Here is a 17,644-nt window from a genome sequence, read left to right on the forward strand (position 1 = left end):
AAACCGCAGTGATTATGGATTCGCAAGCCTGATCAACTTTGAATTCGACTTAAACCCAAGTCGATTCTGGAATCCACGAAATCAACTCAAACCGAAGTCGATTCTGGATTCCACGAAATCAACTCAAACCGAAGTCGATTCTGGAATCCACGAAATCAACTCAAACCGAAGTCGATTCTGGAATCCACGAAATCAACTCAAACCGAAGTCGATTCTGGATTCCACGAAGATCGCCCACGTCGGCGTACCTCTACAGCATCCCCCAATCAGTCCCCTCTCCCTCCGGGAGAGGGTTAGGGTGAGGGGCTTTTGATCTTCAGGCTTTACCAGGCCAGGCACTAACAAACTCAGCCAGATCAACCTTCTCCGTCACACGCGGCTCTTTTTGCGGGGTGCCCAGGTACAAGAACGCAATCACCTCTTCACCCTCCGCCAGCCCCAAACCTTTGGCCACGTGCTGCGAATAAGCCAAATCCCCCGTGCGCCACACCGCCCCGATCCCCTGCGCATACGCCGCCAGCAAAATCCCGTGCGCCGCACACCCGGCCGCCAGCAATTGCTCGGCCTTCGGATATTTAACGTGTTCCTGCAATTTAGCGATCACCACAACCACCAACGGCGCCCGCAGCGGCCCGTTACGGGCTTTGTCGATCATCGCTTCGGTGACTTCGCCTTCCTGCATTTGCGCAGCTTCGGCCAGCAACTCGCCCATTTGCTCACGCGCCGCGCCCTCAACCGTCAGGAAGCGATACGGCTGCAAATGCCCGTGATCCGGCGCGCGCAACGCGGCGCCAAACAGGGCTTCGCGCTGCTCGGCAGTGGGGGCCGGTTCGACCAGTCGTGGAACGGAAACACGGTTGAGCAACGCGTCGAGAGCCTGCATCGGCCACCTCCTGAAAAATATGTGCGGCTATTCTAGCTGTATCTGCCAACAGGATGCCGGTTTACATGCCCTGCCCCACGGGTAGAATGGCGCCCTCCCCACATCAGCCCGAGCGGACTTCATGGCGTTGCCGACCTTACGGATCATTGGTTTCATCATCGGCATCTTCCTGATCACCCTGGCTGTCGCCATGGTCGTGCCCATGGCTACCCTGGTGATTTTTGACCGCACAGGTGATCTGCCGTCGTTCCTCTGGGCGAGCATGATCACTTTTGTCGCCGGCCTTGCGCTGGTGATTCCCGGCCGCCCGGAGCACATTCATCTGCGCCCGCGCGACATGTACCTGCTGACGGTCAGCAGTTGGCTGGTGGTGTGCATTTTTGCTGCGCTGCCGTTTCTGCTGACCCAGCACATCAGCTACACCGACTCGTTTTTCGAAAGCATGTCAGGCATCACCGCGACCGGCTCGACCGTGCTCAACGGCCTCGACAACATGTCCCCCGGGATCCTGATGTGGCGCTCGTTGCTGCACTGGATCGGCGGCATCGGCTTTATCGGTATGGCGGTGGCGATTCTGCCGCTGTTGCGCATCGGTGGCATGCGCCTGTTCCAGACTGAATCCTCGGACCGCTCGGAAAAGGTCATGCCGCGCTCGCACATGGTGGCGCGCCTGATCGTTGCCGCGTATGTCGGCATCACCATCCTCGGCAGCCTCGCGTTCTGGTGGGCCGGGATGAGCCCGTTCGACGCGATCAACCACGCGATGTCAGCGATTTCCACCGGTGGTTTTTCGACCTCTGACCAGTCGCTGGCCAAGTGGACGCAACCGGCGGTGCACTGGGTCGCGATCGTGATCATGATCCTCGGCAGCCTGCCGTTCACCCTGTACGTGGCGACGCTGCGCGGCAATCGCAGGGCGTTGATCAAGGATCAGCAGGTGCAGGGATTGCTGGCGATGCTGCTGGTGACCTGGCTGGTGCTCGGCACCTGGTATTGGTGGACGACCAAACTGCATTGGCTGGAGGCGCTACGCCACGTGGCGCTGAACGTGACATCGGTGGTCACCACCACCGGGTTCGCCCTCGGCGATTACAGCCTGTGGGGCAACTTCTCGCTGATGCTGTTTTTCTATCTGGGTTTTGTCGGCGGCTGTTCCGGGTCGACGGCGGGCGGGATCAAGATCTTCCGTTTCCAGGTCGCCTACATCCTGCTCAAGGCCAACCTTAACCAGTTGATTCACCCGCGCGCGGTGATCAAGCAGAAGTACAACGGCCACCGTCTCGACGAAGAAATCGTCCGTTCGATTCTGACCTTTTCGTTCTTCTTCGCCATTACCATCTGCGTGATTGCCCTGCTGCTGTCGCTGCTCGGCGTCGACTGGATGACCGCGCTGACCGGCGCGGCCAGCACCGTGTCCGGCGTCGGCCCGGGCCTGGGCGAGACCATTGGCCCGGCGGGCAACTTCGCCACTCTGCCGGACGCGGCCAAGTGGATCCTGTCGTTCGGCATGCTGCTTGGCCGACTGGAGATCATTACGGTGTTTGTACTGTGTATTCCGGCCTTTTGGCGTCACTGACCGCACCCGGCGCCTGCAACAACCGCGTCCGGTAATCGCCGGGCGTGGTGTCGAACCAGCGGCGGAACGCGCGAAAGAAGTTGCTCGGATCGGCAAACCCCAACAGATAAGCGATTTCCAGCAAGGTCATGCTCGGTTGCGCCAGATATTGCTCAGCCAGTTCGCGGCGGGTGTCGTCGAGCAGTTGCTGAAAACTGGTGCCCTCCTCCTGCAAACGACGCTGCAAGGTGCGCTGCGACAAATGCAAGGTCTGCGCGACGGTATCGCGCTTCGGCTCACCTTGCGGCAGCAGACGGCACAACACCTGCCGCGCCTTGTGGGTCACGCGGCTCTCGGAAAACCGCGCCAGGTATTCCCCGGCAAACCGGTCATGCAGCAGCGCCATGGCCTCATTGGCGGTGGGCAGCGGCGCTTCCATGTCGGCCCGTTCGAAAATCAGCGCGTCATATGGCGCGTTGAACATCAGCGGCGCATGGAAGGCTTGTTTGTAGGGTTCCAGATCATCGGGCTCGGCGCCCTGCACCAGCACTTTGACCGGGTGCAACGTGCGTCCAGTCAACCAGCCGCACAGGCCCAGCGCACAGGCCAGCGAGGCTTCGGCGCTTTGCCGGGTCGGCGGCAGATGGTCGCCGTGCACGGTCAGAATCAGCGCATAACCTTCATCAAGCAATCGGAAACTCAGATCGGCGCTTTCGGCGATGATGCGCTGATAGCGCACCAGCCGTTGAAAGCCTTCGGCCAGCGTATTGCTCGACATCAGTGCATAGCCGGCGACATGAAACGACGCCGGTCGCACCACCTTGCCCATGTTCAGGCCGATCGCCGGGTTGCCGGATAACTCGACCGCCCGTTGCCACAGACGAGTCATGGAATCTTGCGGGAAGCGCGCATCCGGATCATCCAGAGCCGTGTAATCAAGCCCCAGTTGTTTGAACAGAACCCGGCAATCCAGGCCGTCCATCTCCAATGCTTTGACAATCCCCATCGCCCAGCTTGCAGAAGTCGTTCGTTCGCTCATGGCGTTTTTCTTTTACATGATGGGCCGCATGTTACGGCCCGATTTGCGAAGGATACTAAAGTGGCGCCGATTGTCACTGGCCCACGCCAATGATCACTCTAGACTCAAATAAGCTACCCGCAGAACAACTCGTCGCCAGAACAACAACCACAGAGAACGCGGTCGTGGAAAACATCAAGCATTTCAACAGCTTCGCTGAGTTCTATCCGTATTACCTCAGCGAACACAGCAACAGTACCTGCCGGCGCCTGCATTTCATCGGCACCACCCTGGTGATTTTCATTCTGGCGCTGACCATCGCCAAAGGTGCCTGGCTGCTGTTATGGGCCTTGCCGCTGGCCGGCTACAGCTTCGCCTGGGTCGGGCACTTCTTCTTTGAAAAGAATCGACCGGCGACTTTCCAGCATCCGCTGTACAGCCTGCTCGGCGACTTCGTCATGTACCGCGACATGATTCTGGGTCGCGTGGCGTTCTGAACTCTCACCAAGGGGACGACCAATGAACGCAAATGCGCGCTTCACGCATATGCAGGACGGCACGCAGGAAGACTGGGCAATCATCGCCGCCGACTTCAGTGCTTACGCCAAACAATTACCCTCACGGATCATGACCCATTTGAAACTGCTCGAAGGCGATTTCGGCGGCTTCCCGGTGGATCGCCTGACCCACTCGCTGCAAACCGCGACCCGCGCCTTTCGTGATGGCCGCGATGAGGAATATGTGGTTTGTGCGTTGCTGCATGACATCGGCGACACCCTGGGTTCTTACAACCATCCGGACATTGCTGCGGCGATTCTCAAGCCGTTCGTCAGCGCCGAGAACTTGTGGATGGTCGAGAAGCACGGGGTGTTTCAGGGTTACTACTTCTTTCATCATCTGGGCATGGATCGGCATCTGCGCGAGCAGTTCAGGGAGCATCCGCAGTTTCAGGCAACCGCCGAGTTTTGCGCCAAGTACGATGCGGCGGCGTTTGATCCTGACTATGACACGCTGCCGTTAAGCTTCTTTGAGCCAATGATGGGAAGGTTGTTTGCGCAACCGAAGCACTCGATTTACAAGGCCGCGATGGAAGAGCACAGCCCGGCCTAAGTCAAAAGATCGCAGCCTTCGGCAGCTCCTACACAGGTCTCATGTAGGAGCTGCCGAAGGCTGCGATCTTTTGCTTTTATGCGAGTTCGGCGACTTTGGCAGCCTTGAGCTCCGCCTCCCGCGCCTGCGCATCCGCCAGCCGATACAATTCGATCGTGCCGTCCCAATGCTCGATCAATGCCGTGCACGACTCCACCCAATCGCCGCAATTGAGGTAATCCACCTCCCCCACCTTGCGGATCTCGGCGTGGTGAATGTGCCCGCAGACCACACCATGCAATTCGCGTTTGACGCATTCATGGGCGATGGCTTCTTCAAAGTCGCTGATGAAACTCACCGCGGTCTTCACCTTGTGTTTCAGGTACGCCGACAGCGACCAATAGCCGTAGCCATAGCGCGCACGCCAATGGTTGAGCCAGCGATTGAGGGTAAGGGTGAATTCGTAGGCCGAGTCGCCGAGAAAGGCCAGCCAGCGGTGATATCGGGTGATCACATCGAACTGATCGCCGTGAATCACCAGCAGATGCCGACCGTCCGCCGTGACATGCACCGCTTCGTCGACCAGCTGGATATTGCCCAGAATCAACTTCGAATACCGACGCAGGAATTCGTCGTGGTTGCCGGTGACGTAAATCACCTCGGTGCCGCGCTTGCTCATGGTCAGCAAACGACGAATCACGTTGGTGTGTGCCTGCGGCCAGTACATGCCGCCGCGCAGTTTCCAGCCATCAATGATGTCGCCAACCAGGTAAATCTTGTCGGCATGGTAGCCCTTGAGAAATTGCGACAAGTGCTCGGCCTGACAATCCCGCGTGCCCAGGTGCACGTCGGAGATCCACAGGGTTCGCACCCGTTGTTTGCGACTGGGTCGGGCGAGCTCGGCGCTGGTCATGGGCAACCCTCTGCGATGTTTTCGCCACTGTGCGCGTGCCCGGTTAATCGACCATGACAAGCGTGAGTCAGTCCTGTGACAACGCATCCGGTGTGCGCCGGTGTAGACTGGCGACCACTTCGGAGACAACCTGACATGCGACCGATCCTCACCCTGCGTCACTACACCCACGATTTGATCGTCCACAGCCACGATCACGCGCAACTGGTGTTCGGGCTGTCCGGTGCGCTGGATTTCGAGGTCGAGGGCAGTGGCAGTCAGGTGCGTCAGCAGAGTTTTGTGGTCATCCCTTCCGGCGCTCATCATGCCTGCGGCAGTCCCAATGGCAGCCGCTGTCTGGTTCTGGATATCCCGGACGGGCAGTGGCTGACGGATTCATTGGGCGCGCATGCCGATGCCAGTCATCGCTTGCTCGATCAACCGGCGCGCCTGTCGCTGGATTCGGGACAAAGTCAGTTGGTCAGCTGGCTGGCAAACAGTCCGGTCAGCGATCCGTTGATCGCCCAGCAAGGCGCGGTGTTGCTGTTGGCCAGTCTCAATCACGCGCAGCCTGCCGAACTGGCGGCTCGCCGCTTGCCCTACGCCGCGCTGGATGCGCACATCAAGCAAAACGCCGCGTATCCGCTGCAAGTCGCCGATCTGGCACGGGTGGCCGGATTGTCCAGCGCCCGTCTGCATGCGCGGTTCATGGCCGAATGCGGGCAGACGCCAATGGATTACATCCGCAGCCGCCGTTTGCATCTGGCAGTGCAAATGCTGCGCGACACCGCACTGCCGATCGGCGAAGTTGCCAGTCGCGTCGGCTACAGCTCGCAAAGTGCTTTCTCGGCTGCCGTCCTACGTGAGTTCGGTGCATCACCCGGCCAGCTTCGGCGCGATTCCTACGACAAAAGACGATAGTCTGCCGACAGACTTTCGACCTTCCCCGGCTCATCATGTGTCCGCTGCTGATCGTTCCCATGCGCAGCAAAGGAATGCAGCCCGTGACGCTCCGCGTCACCGGACGCAGAGCGTCCCTAGAGGCGTTACCACGCAGAGCGTGGGAACGATCAAGAATCGTGTTTGAGATAGAAGGATTGCAATGACTCCGCGTACCGCCCTCGGCGCTCTGCATATCGGTGCTTTGATGTTCGGCCTCACCGGTGTGTTCGGCAAACTCGCCGCCGCCTCCCCCGCCGTGATCGTCTTTGGACGCGCGGCTTTCGCCGTGCTCGCCCTGGCATTTTTCGCCCGTTTCGCCAGCCAGCATGGTTGGCAAAAACTTCAGGCCCTGGACTGGCGCCGCCTCGCCCTCAGCGGCGTATTGCTGGCCGGGCACTGGGTGAGTTTTTTCGTTTCGGTAAAAGTCGCCGGCGTCGCCATTGCCACCTTGGGCTTCGCCAGTTTCCCGGCTTTCACGGTGATTCTCGAAGGGCTGATCTTCCGCGAACGCATCCGCGCCAATGAAATACTGCTGGTCGTATTGGTGAGCATCGGCCTGATTCTGGTGACCCCGGCCTTCGACCTGGGCAGCGGCGCGACCATTGGTTTGCTCTGGTCGGTGCTTTCGGGGCTGCTGTTCTCCTTGCTGTCGCTGACCAACCGCGCCAGCTCCGGGCGCATCCCGGCAGTGCAGGCGGCACTGTGTCAAAACGTAGTGGTGGCGTTGTGTCTGCTGCCGGTCGCAGCACCACAACTGAGCGAAGTGCGCGCACTCGACTGGCTGTGGATCGCCCTGCTCGGGGTGTTCTGTACCGGCGTCGCCCACAGCCTGTTCGTCGCCAGTCTGGCGGTGATCAAGGCACGCACGGCGGCGGTGGTGTTTGCCATGGAGCCGGTTTACGGCATCACCATCGCCTGGCTGCTGTTCAATGAAAATCCGACGCCGAAGATGTTGCTCGGCGGCGCGCTGATCATTGTCGCCATCGTTGTGTCGGCGCGGATGTCAGGCCACGCCGACAAGAAAGCCGTCGCCGCCGAAGCCGCGTCTCACTGAGTACGGTCGTTGTGACCGAGGTCGCGGTCAGGATCGATCTGATCGCGAACGCGCTGCTTCAAGACTTTAGCCTCGGGAAAACCGCCATCAGCCTTGCGTTCCCAGATTTGCACGCCGTCGCAGGTGATGTGAAATACCCCGCCGGTGCCGGGCACCAGCGAGACTTTGCCGAGGTCATCGCCGAAGGTGCTGAGCAACTCCTGCGCCAGCCACGCCGCGCGCAGCAGCCACTGGCACTGGGTGCAATAAGTGATAACAACTTCTGCTTTTGCGACAGTCATGTTCGCTGAAACTCCTGAGACAGAGGGCGCCGCTATAATAGCCGGCTTTATCGCTTGCCCCGAGACTCACAATGCGCCATCTGCTGTTCTGCCTGCTGCTTGGATTGCTTCCACTGTTTGTTCACGCCAGTGACGCACCGCGACCGAAAGTCGGCCTGGTGCTGTCCGGCGGTGCCGCGCGCGGACTGGCGCACATCGGCGTGCTCAAAGCCCTCGAAGAACAAGGCATCAAGATCGATGCGATTGCCGGCACCAGCATGGGCGCGGTGGTCGGCGGCCTGTACGCCTCGGGCTACAAAATCGATGAGCTGGAAAAACTCGCGTTGAACATCGACTGGCAAGCCGCACTGTCCGACGCCCCACCGCGTGAGGACGTACCGTTTCGGCGCAAACAGGATGACCGCGACTTTCTGGTGAAACAGAAACTGAGCTTTCGCGACGACGGCAGTCTCGGCCTGCCACTGGGGGTGATTCAGGGCCAGAACCTGGCGTTGCTGCTGGAAAGCCTGCTGGCCCACACCAGCGACACGCGGGATTTCGACAAGCTGCCGATCCCGTTCCGCGCCGTGGCCACTGACATTGCCAATGGCGAAAAAGTGGTGTTCCGCAAAGGCCACTTGCCCCAGGTGATCCGCGCCAGCATGTCGATCCCGGCCGTATTCGCCCCAGTCGAGCTCGACGGCCGGCTGTTGGTGGACGGCGGCATGACCGATAACATCCCGCTGGATGTCGCACGGGAAATGGGCGTCGATGTGGCCATCGTCGTCGACATCGGCACACCACTGCGCAACCGCAAGCAACTGACCACCGTGGTCGATGTGCTGAATCAGTCGATCACCCTGATGACCCGCAGTAACTCCGAAGAACAACTGGCCGCGCTGAAATCCTCCGATGTGCTGATCCAGCCAGCGCTGGCGGCATTCGGTGTCACTGATTTCGGTAAAGCCCAGGACATGATCGATGCCGGTTACCGCGCGACCCGCATTCTCGATGCGCGCCTCGCCGTGCTCAAACCCAAGGAATCCCAAGACGCCGAACTCGCTGCTGCCCGTTCGCCGGGCCAGCGCACGCCGATCATCACCGCGATCCGCGTCGAGAACGACTCGAAAGTCGATGACGACGTGATTCGCTACTACATCCGCCAGCACATCGGCGAGCCGCTGGATCTGGGGCGTTTGCATTCGGACATGGGCACCTTGTATGGCCTCGACTACTTCGAGCAGGTGCAATACCGCGTGGTGCACAAGGGCCAGGATCACACCCTGGTGATCAGCGCTCGGGGCAAGCGCAGCGGTACCGATTATTTGCGCGTCGGCCTCAATCTGTCCGACGACATGCGCGGCGACAGTGCCTTCAACCTCGGTGCCAGTTACCGCATCAACGGCATCAACCGGCTCGGCGCGGAATGGCTGACCCGCGCGCAGATTGGTGACAAACAGGAGCTGTATACCGAGTTCTATCAACCGCTGGACGTCGGATCGCGCTACTTCGTCGCGCCGTACGCGTCATTCGAGGCGCAAAACGTCGAGGCGGTGCTCGATAACGATCCGATCGCGCAGTACCGCGTCGAGCGTTACGGTTTTGGCCTTAACTTCGGTCGCCAGATCGGCAACAACGGCGAGGTGCGGTTTGGTGTCGGCGAGGCCTGGGGCAAGGCTGATGTGCGCATTGGCGATCAGGATCTGCCGAGTGAAAACTTCAACGAAGGCTTCTATGCGCTGAAGTATTCGTACGACTCACTGGATAACGTGTACTTCCCTCACGAAGGCAAGGACGTCAGCCTGACGCTGATGCAGTTCGAACCGGGTCTGGGTTCGGACACGCGCTACCGACAGTGGGAATTCAAACTCGACAAAGCCATGAGCCGGGGCCCGGACACTTTGATTCTCGGCGGGCGTTACGGGCGTACGCTGAACGATGCCAACGTGGTGACGTCGAGCTTTCTGCTCGGCGGCGCGCGGCAGTTGTCGGGGTTCCGTGAAGACGCGATTTCCGGGCAAAACGTCAGCCTGATGCGCGCGGTGTACTACCGCCGTTTGACGCCGCGCTCGTATCTGCCACTGGATTTCCCGCTGTATGCCGGCGCCTCACTGGAACGTGGGCGGGCGTGGAACAACGACAATGAGTTCGACAGTGGCTACATCAACGCTGCCAGCGTGTTCATTGGTTTTGACACGCCGCTGGGGCCGCTGAATTTCAGTTATGGGTTGAATGATGCGGATGAGCAGGCGGTGTACCTGAATCTGGGGCAGACCTTCTGATTGTAATTGCCTGATCTGACGCCATCGCGGGCAAGCCCGCTCCCACAGGTTTTGTGAGCGCCACAGATCACTGTGGGAGCGGGCTTGCCCGCGATGGCGTCAGCACAATCAATCCATCAGTGGCTGACACTCCGATCAGCGAATCCCCGCCAGCAACGTTCGCGCCGTTTGCTTCAACGGCTCATCGCCTTCCTTGAGCAATTCGTTGAGCAGCGCAATCGCACTGTCGATATCGCCGTCATCGATACACGTCTGCGCCTGTTCGAGCTTTCCGCAGCTTTCGTCGTGTACCGGCTCAGGTTCCTGCAAATCCAGCGGTTGCAACGCCAGTGACGGCTCGGCATCAGCAAACTCATTGAGAAAATCTTCATCCAGCGGCTCGGCGTCCGGCTCAGGGATCCACTCAAGTTCGGTTTCTTCGCTGGTCGCTTCCGGCAAGTCAAAGTCCTGAGGCAATACTTGCAGACTGGAACCCAGCGCCGAGGTATCTGCCGCTGGCTCAGTGATGGCCGTGCGGCTGTCCTCCAGATCCCAACTGGAATCCATCGACAATTCGCCCAGGTTCAACTCGAAATCATCTTCAGGCGCCGGTTGGGCGGTGACAACAGGGGCTACCGCAATAACGGGCGACACCGCGGCCATCGGTACGGCGCCCGCCAGTTTCGGATGGCGAACACGAACATCCTGCAACGTCTGGACGTCCACACCCTGTTCACGCAACTGACTTTCCTGCTGCTCATACTCGACGCTGTCACCCTGACGCCCCAAGACTTCAAGCAACTGCAAACCGATATCCGTCCGCTCCGGTTCCTTATGCAGGGCATCGCGCAGCAACCCGGCCGCTTCGCCCAAGCGGCCATAGGCCAGATAGATTCCCACCGCCTCCAGCACATCGCCCGCAGCTGGTTCCTCACGGTTTTGGGCGGATGTGTGAGCCCTGAAAGGCTCTGCATTTTCGACTTCCGCCACGTCAGGTTCATCGCTCTGCGGCAACAGTGGCAGCGGTTGATCATCCTGTTGCGGCTGTTGCCGTCGACGGTGCACAAACAGCCCGGCCAAGGCCGCCAACAACAGCAACAGGCCGCCAAGCAATGGCCAGTTCAAACCGTCACCTGTGGACTCAACAGGTGCCACAACCGGAGCAGGTGTCGGAGTGACCACAGGCGGTGGCGGTGCTTTCTGAAGCTCGGCCAAACGCGTTTGCAAATCGGTGATCTGCTTCTTGCCATCAGCAATCTGCACATCCTGCGTCTGCAGTTTGGCGTTCAGTTCGTCGATGGTCTTTTGCAAATGCTGATTCAGCAAGACACTGGCAGCCAGTTGCTCGGCCAATGCATCGTTGGCGGGCGGACTTGCAGGCGTTGGCGCGGGCGCGGCGTCGCGTTTGGCCTGAGGTGCCGGCGGCGCAGCCACGACAGGCTCGACGGTGGGAAACGCGGAAGATTGCGCACGCGGATCCGGCTCATCGGTGGCCGGCACGATACCCGGTGAACCCGGTGGATCGATCAATACCGTGTACTCACGCAGCAAACGGCCATTGGGCTGATCGAGCTGCACGAGGAAATTCAGAAAGGGTTCGTTGACCGGTTTGCTTGACGTCACCCGGATCATTTGGCGATTGCCATGCAGGATCGGGACAAACTTGAGGTCGTTGAGGAAGAACACCCGCTCGACCCCGGCCTCGGCGAATTCATCCACCGTGGCCAGGCGCGCCGACAGATCGTTTGGCGTCAGCCCGCCGACATCGACCAATGTGATATCGGCCTTGAGCGGCTGATTGAGGCCGGAATGAACGGTGATATCACCCAGCCCCAACGCCATCGACCAGGCCGAATAGCTGAATACACCAGCGACCAGCAGCCATTTGGCGCCACCGCGCAGTACCACGTGCCGACTTGCGAGCATGAGCATCCCTTAAATAAGCAAAACCGACTTCTATGCGTTCGCACATCCGGTACGAACACGATATTGCCCAGTAGTTCTTATAGTCGGCTCAGCGCGATCTCTCAAAGATACGGCACGTGGATGTGCCTCAAGATTTTTCCAGGTTGCCCAGAATGTGCCCGTGAACCCGCATGCACACCTTCAAATCCGCCTCGTCGACGCCTTCGAACAGTTCGTGACGCAGTTGTGTGGCAATGGTTTCGATCTGTTCGATCAGCGGCAGGGCCGGTGCACAGAGGACAATTTTCTTCGCCCGACGGTCTTCCATTACGGACTGGCGTTGCACCAGGCCCTGGCTTTCCAGACTATCAAGCAAGCGCGCGAGAGTCGGCCCTTCGACGCCGACGCTCTGCGCCAGCTCACGTTGGGTCGGCGCGTCTTCAAAACGCGCCAGATGCAGCAGCACCAGCCAGCGCGCCTGGGACAGCCCCAGCCCGGCCAGTCGGCGGTCCAGTTCGGCACGCCAGCCACGGGACATCTGGGCCAGTTGCATGCCAAAGCGGTGTTGATCGGTTAACGGCATAAAACACTCACGGTTAGACTGAAAATAAAGAAAATCTAATTATTAGCCAGCTAAGCATGAGCTGCAGTTATAGGCAAGTGGCGGTCTGTACTGAATCGTTACATCTCGAGAGCCCCTTACCCTAACCCTCTCCCAAAGGGAGAGGGGACTGAATGGGGGATATTTGGGAATTACGCCGACGTGACAGCTCAGCGTTGAATCCATAATCGACTCGGTTTTTCAGGTCGATGTATAGCGCAAGACAGCTCGGTCGGCTCCCTCTCCCTCTGGGAGAGGGCTGGGGTGAGGGCCGGAGCCAAATTACATCTCGAATTCAGATTGCAGCGCGGCCCGCACGCAGTAAAGCACGCCCTCCGGAACACGACCGGCAAACAACTCCGCCACTTCGGCGACCGACGGCAACTCGCCTTCGCCATCGAGGAACGCGTCCTGCACTTCGCCCATCAGCTCTTCCGGCAAATCCAGCGCCTGCTCCAACGACAGCTGCTGTTTGCCAATGGCCTCGGCGAGCATCGTGTAGACGTTCTTCTCCGAGCACTGCAACTGACCGGCGATCTGCAGCGGGGTCATGCCCGCGCGGGCCAGGGTGATCAGTTCGTGGCGTACATCGGCCACCACTTTCGGCGCCTCGGCCTCGCCACCGAGCACTTCGAGGAAGGCATCGCCATAGCGTTCCAGCTTGCGTGCGCCGACACCGCTGACCCGGGCCATTTCCGCCAGCGAGGTCGGCTGGCTGCGGAGCATTTCCAGCAAGGTCGAGTCGGGGAAGATGACGTACGGCGGCACACCATGCTCTTCGGCCAGTTTGCGTCGCAGGGCGCGCAGGGCTTCCCACTGTTCGCGCTCTTCGCCGCGCACCAGTTGGCTGGCCGGGCTCTTGCTCGCAGTTTTGGCGGTAACCTGCGGTTTGAGATCGCGGCGCAGCTCCAGCGTGACTTCGCCTTTGAGCAATGGCCGGCAACTGTCATTCAGACGCAGGCCGCCATAGCCTTCGTGATCGACATCCGCCAGACCGCGCGCGACCAATTGGCGGAACAGCGAGCGCCACTCGCTTTCGCTCAACGCTTTGCCGACGCCGTATACCGACAGATGCTGATGGCCGAAGCTGCGGACTTTTTCGTTGTCCTTGCCCAGCAGTACGTCGACCAGATGACCGACGCCATAACGCTGGCCGGTGCGAAAAATCGCCGACAAGGCCTGACGCGCAGGCTCTGTCGCGTCCCAGGTCTGCACGCCGTCGACACAGTTGTCGCAATGACCGCACGGCTCGGGCATGTCCTCATCGAAGTACGCGAGCAGGGTCTGGCGACGGCAGCGGGTCTCCTCGCAGAGCGACAGCATGGCGTCGAGCTTGTGTTGCTCCAGACGCTTGTGTCGCTCGTCGCCTTCGGAGTTCTGCAGCATCTGCTTGAGCATCACCACGTCTTGCAGACCGTAGGCCATCCAGGCATCTGCCGGCAGGCCGTCACGGCCGCCGCGCCCGGTTTCCTGGTAATACGCCTCGAGGGATTTCGGCAGATCGAGGTGGGCGACGAAGCGCACGTTGGGCTTGTCGATGCCCATGCCGAACGCCACGGTAGCGACCATGATCAGGCCTTCCTCGTTAAGGAAGCGCTTCTGGTGATAAGCGCGCAAGTCGTTGGGCAGGCCAGCGTGGTAAGGCAGTGCCGGGAAGCCTTGCTCGCTGAGGAACGCCGCGACCTCTTCAACTTTCTTGCGCGACAGGCAATAGACGATGCCGGCATCGCTGCGCCGCTCGGCGAGGAACGCCAGCAACTGCTTGCGTGGCTGCTCTTTGGGCACGATGCGGTAAAAGATGTTCGGGCGATCGAAGCTCGACAGGAAGCGCTCGGCATTTTGCAGGTGCAGGCGGGTGACGATTTCTTCGCGGGTGCGCTTGTCGGCGGTGGCGGTCAGGGCGATGCGCGGAACGTCGGGGAACATCTCGGCCAGTTGGCCCAGTTGCAGGTATTCCGGACGGAAATCGTGGCCCCATTGCGACACGCAGTGCGCTTCGTCGATGGCGAACAGCGCGATGTTCAGGCCTTGCAGGAACGACAGCATGCGCGGCTGCACCAGGCGCTCGGGCGCCAGATACAACATCTTCACTTCGCCGCGCTTGATCCGCGCGGCGAGGTCACGCTGCTGCTCGGCGCTCAGGGTGGAGTTCAGCGCAGCGGCGGCTACACCGAGTTCTTCAAGGGTGGCGACCTGATCGTCCATCAGCGCGATCAGCGGCGACACCACCACTGCCAGGCCTTCACGCAACAGCGCCGGCACCTGGAAGCACAGGGATTTACCGCCACCGGTAGGCATCAGCACCAGCGCATCACCGCCGCTGGCCACGCGCTCAATGATTGCACCCTGTCGGCCACGGAAGCTGTCGTAGCCGAAGATGTCCTTGAGGACGCGTTGAGCCTGTTCGAGCATAAAAACTCCAAAAATCTACCGATACATCCCTGCGCAGGCTGGTTCAGAACAGCCACGGCTGCTTAAACAAAACGTAAGAGCGCATTGCACGACAACCGCAATGCGGGCAGGGATCGCAAAACGCGGCAGTATACCCGAGCCCTTCCCTGCACAGGGTGCCGCTGAGAAGACACAGATGAACCTGCCACACATAAATCCCCTGGGGAGCGAGCCTGCTCGCGAATACGGTGGGTCAGTCGACATAAAGGTGCCTGATACGCCGCTTTCGCGAGCAGGCTCGCTCCCACAGGTTTGGCATGTGGCCCGGCAATTGCGGCAAATCTGCCGTGCGGCTGGCTTGAGCGCGCAAGAAGGCCTAGAATTCCCGCATTGTTTATTCCCCAAGGTAGCCCCGTAATGTCCTTCGCTGAGCAACTGACCCGCCTGCAAGTTTTCCTCGACGCCGACGAGCTGCATGACGAGGCGCTGGATTACGTGGCCGCTCACGGCTACCTGACCGCGCTGTCGATCTGCGCAGAAGACGTGCCGGAGCGTGAGTGGATTGACGCCCTGTTCGCCGAAGAGCCGCATTACAGCAGCGACGCCCAGCGCGAAGAGATCGAAGCCACCCTGATCGGCCTCAAGGCCCACATTGCCCGTCAACTGGCCTCGGATGAAGAGTTCGAGCTGCCATGCGAACTGGATCTGGGCGACGAGCCGGACGATTCGGAACTGCGCGGCTGGTGCATCGGCTTCATGGAAGGCGTGTTCCTGCGTGAGGCCGCCTGGTTCGAAACCGCCGAAGAAGAAGTCAGCGAAATGCTCCTGCCGATCATGGTCGGTTCGGGCCTGTTCGACGAACAGCCGGAATTCGAAGACATCGCCAAGGACGCCAACCTGATGGACGACATGATCGTACAGATCCCGGAAGCCCTGACCGCGCTGTACCTGCTGTGCCAAGCGCCTGACGAAAAACCGGCGATCCTCAAGCCACGTCACCACTAAGATCCGGCCTATGGACAACCCCATAGGCAACCGCCCCCTGATGTTGCGCTACATCCTGCTGGCCATCGGCTGGCTCAGCGTGGCATTGGGGGTGATCGGTATCTTCCTGCCCGTCCTGCCCACCACCCCTTTCCTTCTGCTCGCCGCAGCCTGCTTCGCGCGCAGTTCTCCGCGTTTCTATCAATGGCTGGTCGAGCACCCACGGCTCGGGCCATGGATCCGCGATTACCTTGATGGCAACGGCATTCCGCTCAAGGGCAAGGTCTACGCGATCGGGCTGATGTGGGCGAGCATTCTGTTCTCGTGCTACCTGGTGCCACTGCCGTGGGCGCGGGTGTTCATGTTGACCAGCGCGGTGTTGGTGACGGTTTACATTTTGCGGCAGAAAACCCTGCACAAGCCTTGAGTCGTCGGTAAATGCCTGGCTAAAAACAGCGTCCCGTTAATGCCGTTCATCTGAAAGCCCTACGCACCTGTCAGATCTGACAGGTGCGTATTCTGCCGTTTAGCCGTTCAATCACTCCGTCATCTTCCCGCCACGGAGTCCTCGCCATGTCCAGCCCCATCGAACCTATGCTCCTCGAGGAACTCGGCATCCCCGGTCGCAGCAAAGACCCGGTGTCAACGAATCCCGATGTCTGGGGCATCAACATCGCCGCGGCGCTGGACAACTTTCCGCTTCATGGCCTGCTTTGCCAGGCGGGGCCGTGGGGCAACATGGCCGAAGGCGACAGGTTGACGGTCTTTTGGGGCACCGGGCAGAACGTCTGGGTGGAGACCGTCAACAAGGACGAAGTCAAGACGCAACTGCGCATGTTCGTGCCTCCCCGGCACATGGTCGATGGCGAGTTTGCGGTGTCCTATTCCGTCAGGCTACTGGGCGCGAGCAAGGATGAACCGTCCGAAGTGATGCAGGTGCTGGTCAAGCTGACGCGCCCGGGCGGCGATGATGACAACGGTGACGACGGGCATTCCAAGCTGATCATGATCATTCCCCAGGAGATCGTTGACGGCGGCATCCACGAGGAGAACGTCAAGGACGGCGTGCCGATCAGCATTGGCAAGGCCGATGGCACACCGCCCTATCCCTACGCCGCGGCCGGCGATATTTGTCGCGTGAGTTGGGGCGGGATCTTCGTACTCAGCGAGCCGCTGACTCAGGAGCAGGCCGAAGGCAACGCGCCGATCATCATCACCATCACCAAAGAGATCATCGTTGAGGCCGGTGATGCGCCCGGCGTGGCCGTGGTGTTCGAGGTGTACGACTGCGTCTTCAACCGCTCCAGGGACTGGAGCCCCGAGCAGCGCATAGAGGTGGCGGTGGATGCAACCCGGCTGGGTGCGCCGTTGCTCAAGGAAACAGTAAACAATGTGCTGGACGTCGACCAACTGGGCGACGCCAACGGCACCGTGCAAGTTATTGCCACGGATACGAGCAAGTTCAAAATCGGCGACATCCCGTTCATCCAGATCAAGGGCACGCCGGTCGAAGGCGCGCCGATTGATCTGGACGTAGAAGGCACTGCTTTGACCAGCGTGCCGAGCGTTATTGAAATCAAGGCCCCCAACGCCGTGCTGCGCCAGTTGGCCAAGTCCCAGATCACCTTGTCTTACCGCCTGAAAAAAGCCGACGGCTCCGCCGATCTGAAATCCAAAAGCCAATTCATCCGCGCCATCGGCGAAGTCCAGCGGCTGGCCGCGCCGATCGTGCTGGACGAGAAGTCCGGAGCGCTGGACCCGACACTGCCCCAAATCCGTCTCGAGATCCCCTTCGACAAATCCTTGGTC

The 17,644-nt window shown here is 60.2% G+C and carries 15 protein-coding genes and 1 pseudogene; 9 read left to right on the forward strand and 7 right to left on the reverse strand.

From position 1 onward, the window contains the following. Positions 1-316 precede the first annotated feature (316 nt). Positions 317-883, reverse strand: a complete 567-nt coding sequence (locus QZR14_RS22125) for a nitroreductase family protein (RefSeq protein WP_311997747.1) — start codon at positions 881-883, stop codon at positions 317-319. Positions 884-1,004: 121 nt separating this feature from the next. Between QZR14_RS22125 and QZR14_RS22130 the strand changes: the two genes are divergently transcribed. Continuing rightward, positions 1,005-2,459 carry a TrkH family potassium uptake protein gene (locus QZR14_RS22130; RefSeq protein WP_250603670.1) on the forward strand — a complete coding sequence of 485 codons (1,455 nt, stop codon included), beginning with the start codon at positions 1,005-1,007 and terminating at the stop codon, positions 2,457-2,459. Here the strand turns inward: QZR14_RS22130 and QZR14_RS22135 are convergent. Beyond that, positions 2,416-3,477 carry an AraC family transcriptional regulator gene (locus QZR14_RS22135; protein ID WP_218251785.1) on the reverse strand — a complete coding sequence of 354 codons (1,062 nt, stop codon included), beginning with the start codon at positions 3,475-3,477 and terminating at the stop codon, positions 2,416-2,418. The two genes, QZR14_RS22130 and QZR14_RS22135, sit on opposite strands and share 44 nt — an antisense overlap. A gap of 164 nt (positions 3,478-3,641) precedes the next feature. On the opposite strand from QZR14_RS22135, the gene QZR14_RS22140 reads away from it, so the two are divergent. Further along, positions 3,642-3,953: a DUF962 domain-containing protein gene (locus QZR14_RS22140; RefSeq protein ID WP_123452616.1), complete on the forward strand. Its 312-nt coding sequence runs from the start codon at positions 3,642-3,644 to the stop codon at positions 3,951-3,953. A 22-nt stretch (positions 3,954-3,975) separates the two neighbouring features. Next, a complete protein-coding gene (locus QZR14_RS22145) occupies positions 3,976-4,566 on the forward strand; it encodes an HD domain-containing protein (protein ID WP_311997748.1) in 591 nt (196 codons plus the stop codon). A 76-nt stretch (positions 4,567-4,642) separates the two neighbouring features. On the opposite strand, the gene QZR14_RS22150 is transcribed toward QZR14_RS22145, so the two are convergent. Continuing rightward, complete coding sequence (locus QZR14_RS22150) at positions 4,643-5,458, reverse strand: UDP-2,3-diacylglucosamine diphosphatase (protein ID WP_007919701.1); 816 nt, start codon at positions 5,456-5,458, stop codon at positions 4,643-4,645. A gap of 135 nt (positions 5,459-5,593) precedes the next feature. On the opposite strand from QZR14_RS22150, the gene QZR14_RS22155 reads away from it, so the two are divergent. After that, positions 5,594-6,358, forward strand: a complete 765-nt coding sequence (locus tag QZR14_RS22155) for a helix-turn-helix transcriptional regulator (RefSeq protein ID WP_311997749.1) — start codon at positions 5,594-5,596, stop codon at positions 6,356-6,358. Positions 6,359-6,539: 181 nt separating this feature from the next. Further along, entirely contained in the window at positions 6,540-7,433 is an 894-nt protein-coding gene (locus QZR14_RS22160; RefSeq protein WP_311997750.1) for a DMT family transporter, read from the forward strand. Here QZR14_RS22160 and QZR14_RS22165 read toward each other — a convergent pair. After that, positions 7,427-7,714 (reverse strand): SelT/SelW/SelH family protein, encoded by a 288-nt coding sequence (locus QZR14_RS22165; RefSeq protein ID WP_093442622.1) that lies wholly within the window; start codon positions 7,712-7,714, stop codon positions 7,427-7,429. The two genes, QZR14_RS22160 and QZR14_RS22165, sit on opposite strands and share 7 nt — an antisense overlap. Positions 7,715-7,785: 71 nt before the next feature. Between QZR14_RS22165 and QZR14_RS22170 the strand changes: the two genes are divergently transcribed. Next, a complete protein-coding gene (locus QZR14_RS22170) occupies positions 7,786-9,975 on the forward strand; it encodes a patatin-like phospholipase family protein (protein WP_250603659.1) in 2,190 nt (729 codons plus the stop codon). A 135-nt stretch (positions 9,976-10,110) separates the two neighbouring features. Here the strand turns inward: QZR14_RS22170 and QZR14_RS22175 are convergent, their stop codons facing one another. The 3 genes from QZR14_RS22175 to recQ all read right to left on the reverse strand — a co-directional run bounded on the left by QZR14_RS22175 (position 10,111) and on the right by recQ (position 14,872). Then, a complete protein-coding gene (locus tag QZR14_RS22175; RefSeq protein WP_311997751.1) occupies positions 10,111-11,880 on the reverse strand; it encodes a FimV/HubP family polar landmark protein in 1,770 nt (589 codons plus the stop codon). A 127-nt stretch (positions 11,881-12,007) separates the two neighbouring features. Then, positions 12,008-12,442: a MarR family transcriptional regulator gene (locus QZR14_RS22180; RefSeq protein ID WP_027613988.1), complete on the reverse strand. Its 435-nt coding sequence runs from the start codon at positions 12,440-12,442 to the stop codon at positions 12,008-12,010. Between the two features lie 300 nt (positions 12,443-12,742). Beyond that, entirely contained in the window at positions 12,743-14,872 is a 2,130-nt protein-coding gene (recQ, locus tag QZR14_RS22185; RefSeq protein ID WP_250603655.1) for a DNA helicase RecQ, read from the reverse strand. A gap of 396 nt (positions 14,873-15,268) precedes the next feature. Here recQ and QZR14_RS22190 point away from each other — a divergent pair, with 396 nt between their 5' ends. The 3 genes and pseudogenes from QZR14_RS22190 to QZR14_RS22200 all read left to right on the forward strand — a co-directional run. Beyond that, positions 15,269-15,856 (forward strand): UPF0149 family protein, encoded by a 588-nt coding sequence (locus QZR14_RS22190; protein WP_016984205.1) that lies wholly within the window; start codon positions 15,269-15,271, stop codon positions 15,854-15,856. A 10-nt stretch (positions 15,857-15,866) separates the two neighbouring features. Then, positions 15,867-16,262, forward strand: coding sequence for a YbaN family protein (locus QZR14_RS22195; RefSeq protein WP_311997752.1), 396 nt, complete (start codon positions 15,867-15,869; stop codon positions 16,260-16,262). Between the two features lie 146 nt (positions 16,263-16,408). Beyond that, positions 16,409-17,644: pseudogene (locus QZR14_RS22200) on the forward strand (hypothetical protein); the annotation flags it as partial.

The organism is Pseudomonas sp. rhizo66, from assembly GCF_031931925.1.
Taxonomy (GTDB): Bacteria; Pseudomonadota; Gammaproteobacteria; order Pseudomonadales; family Pseudomonadaceae; genus Aquipseudomonas.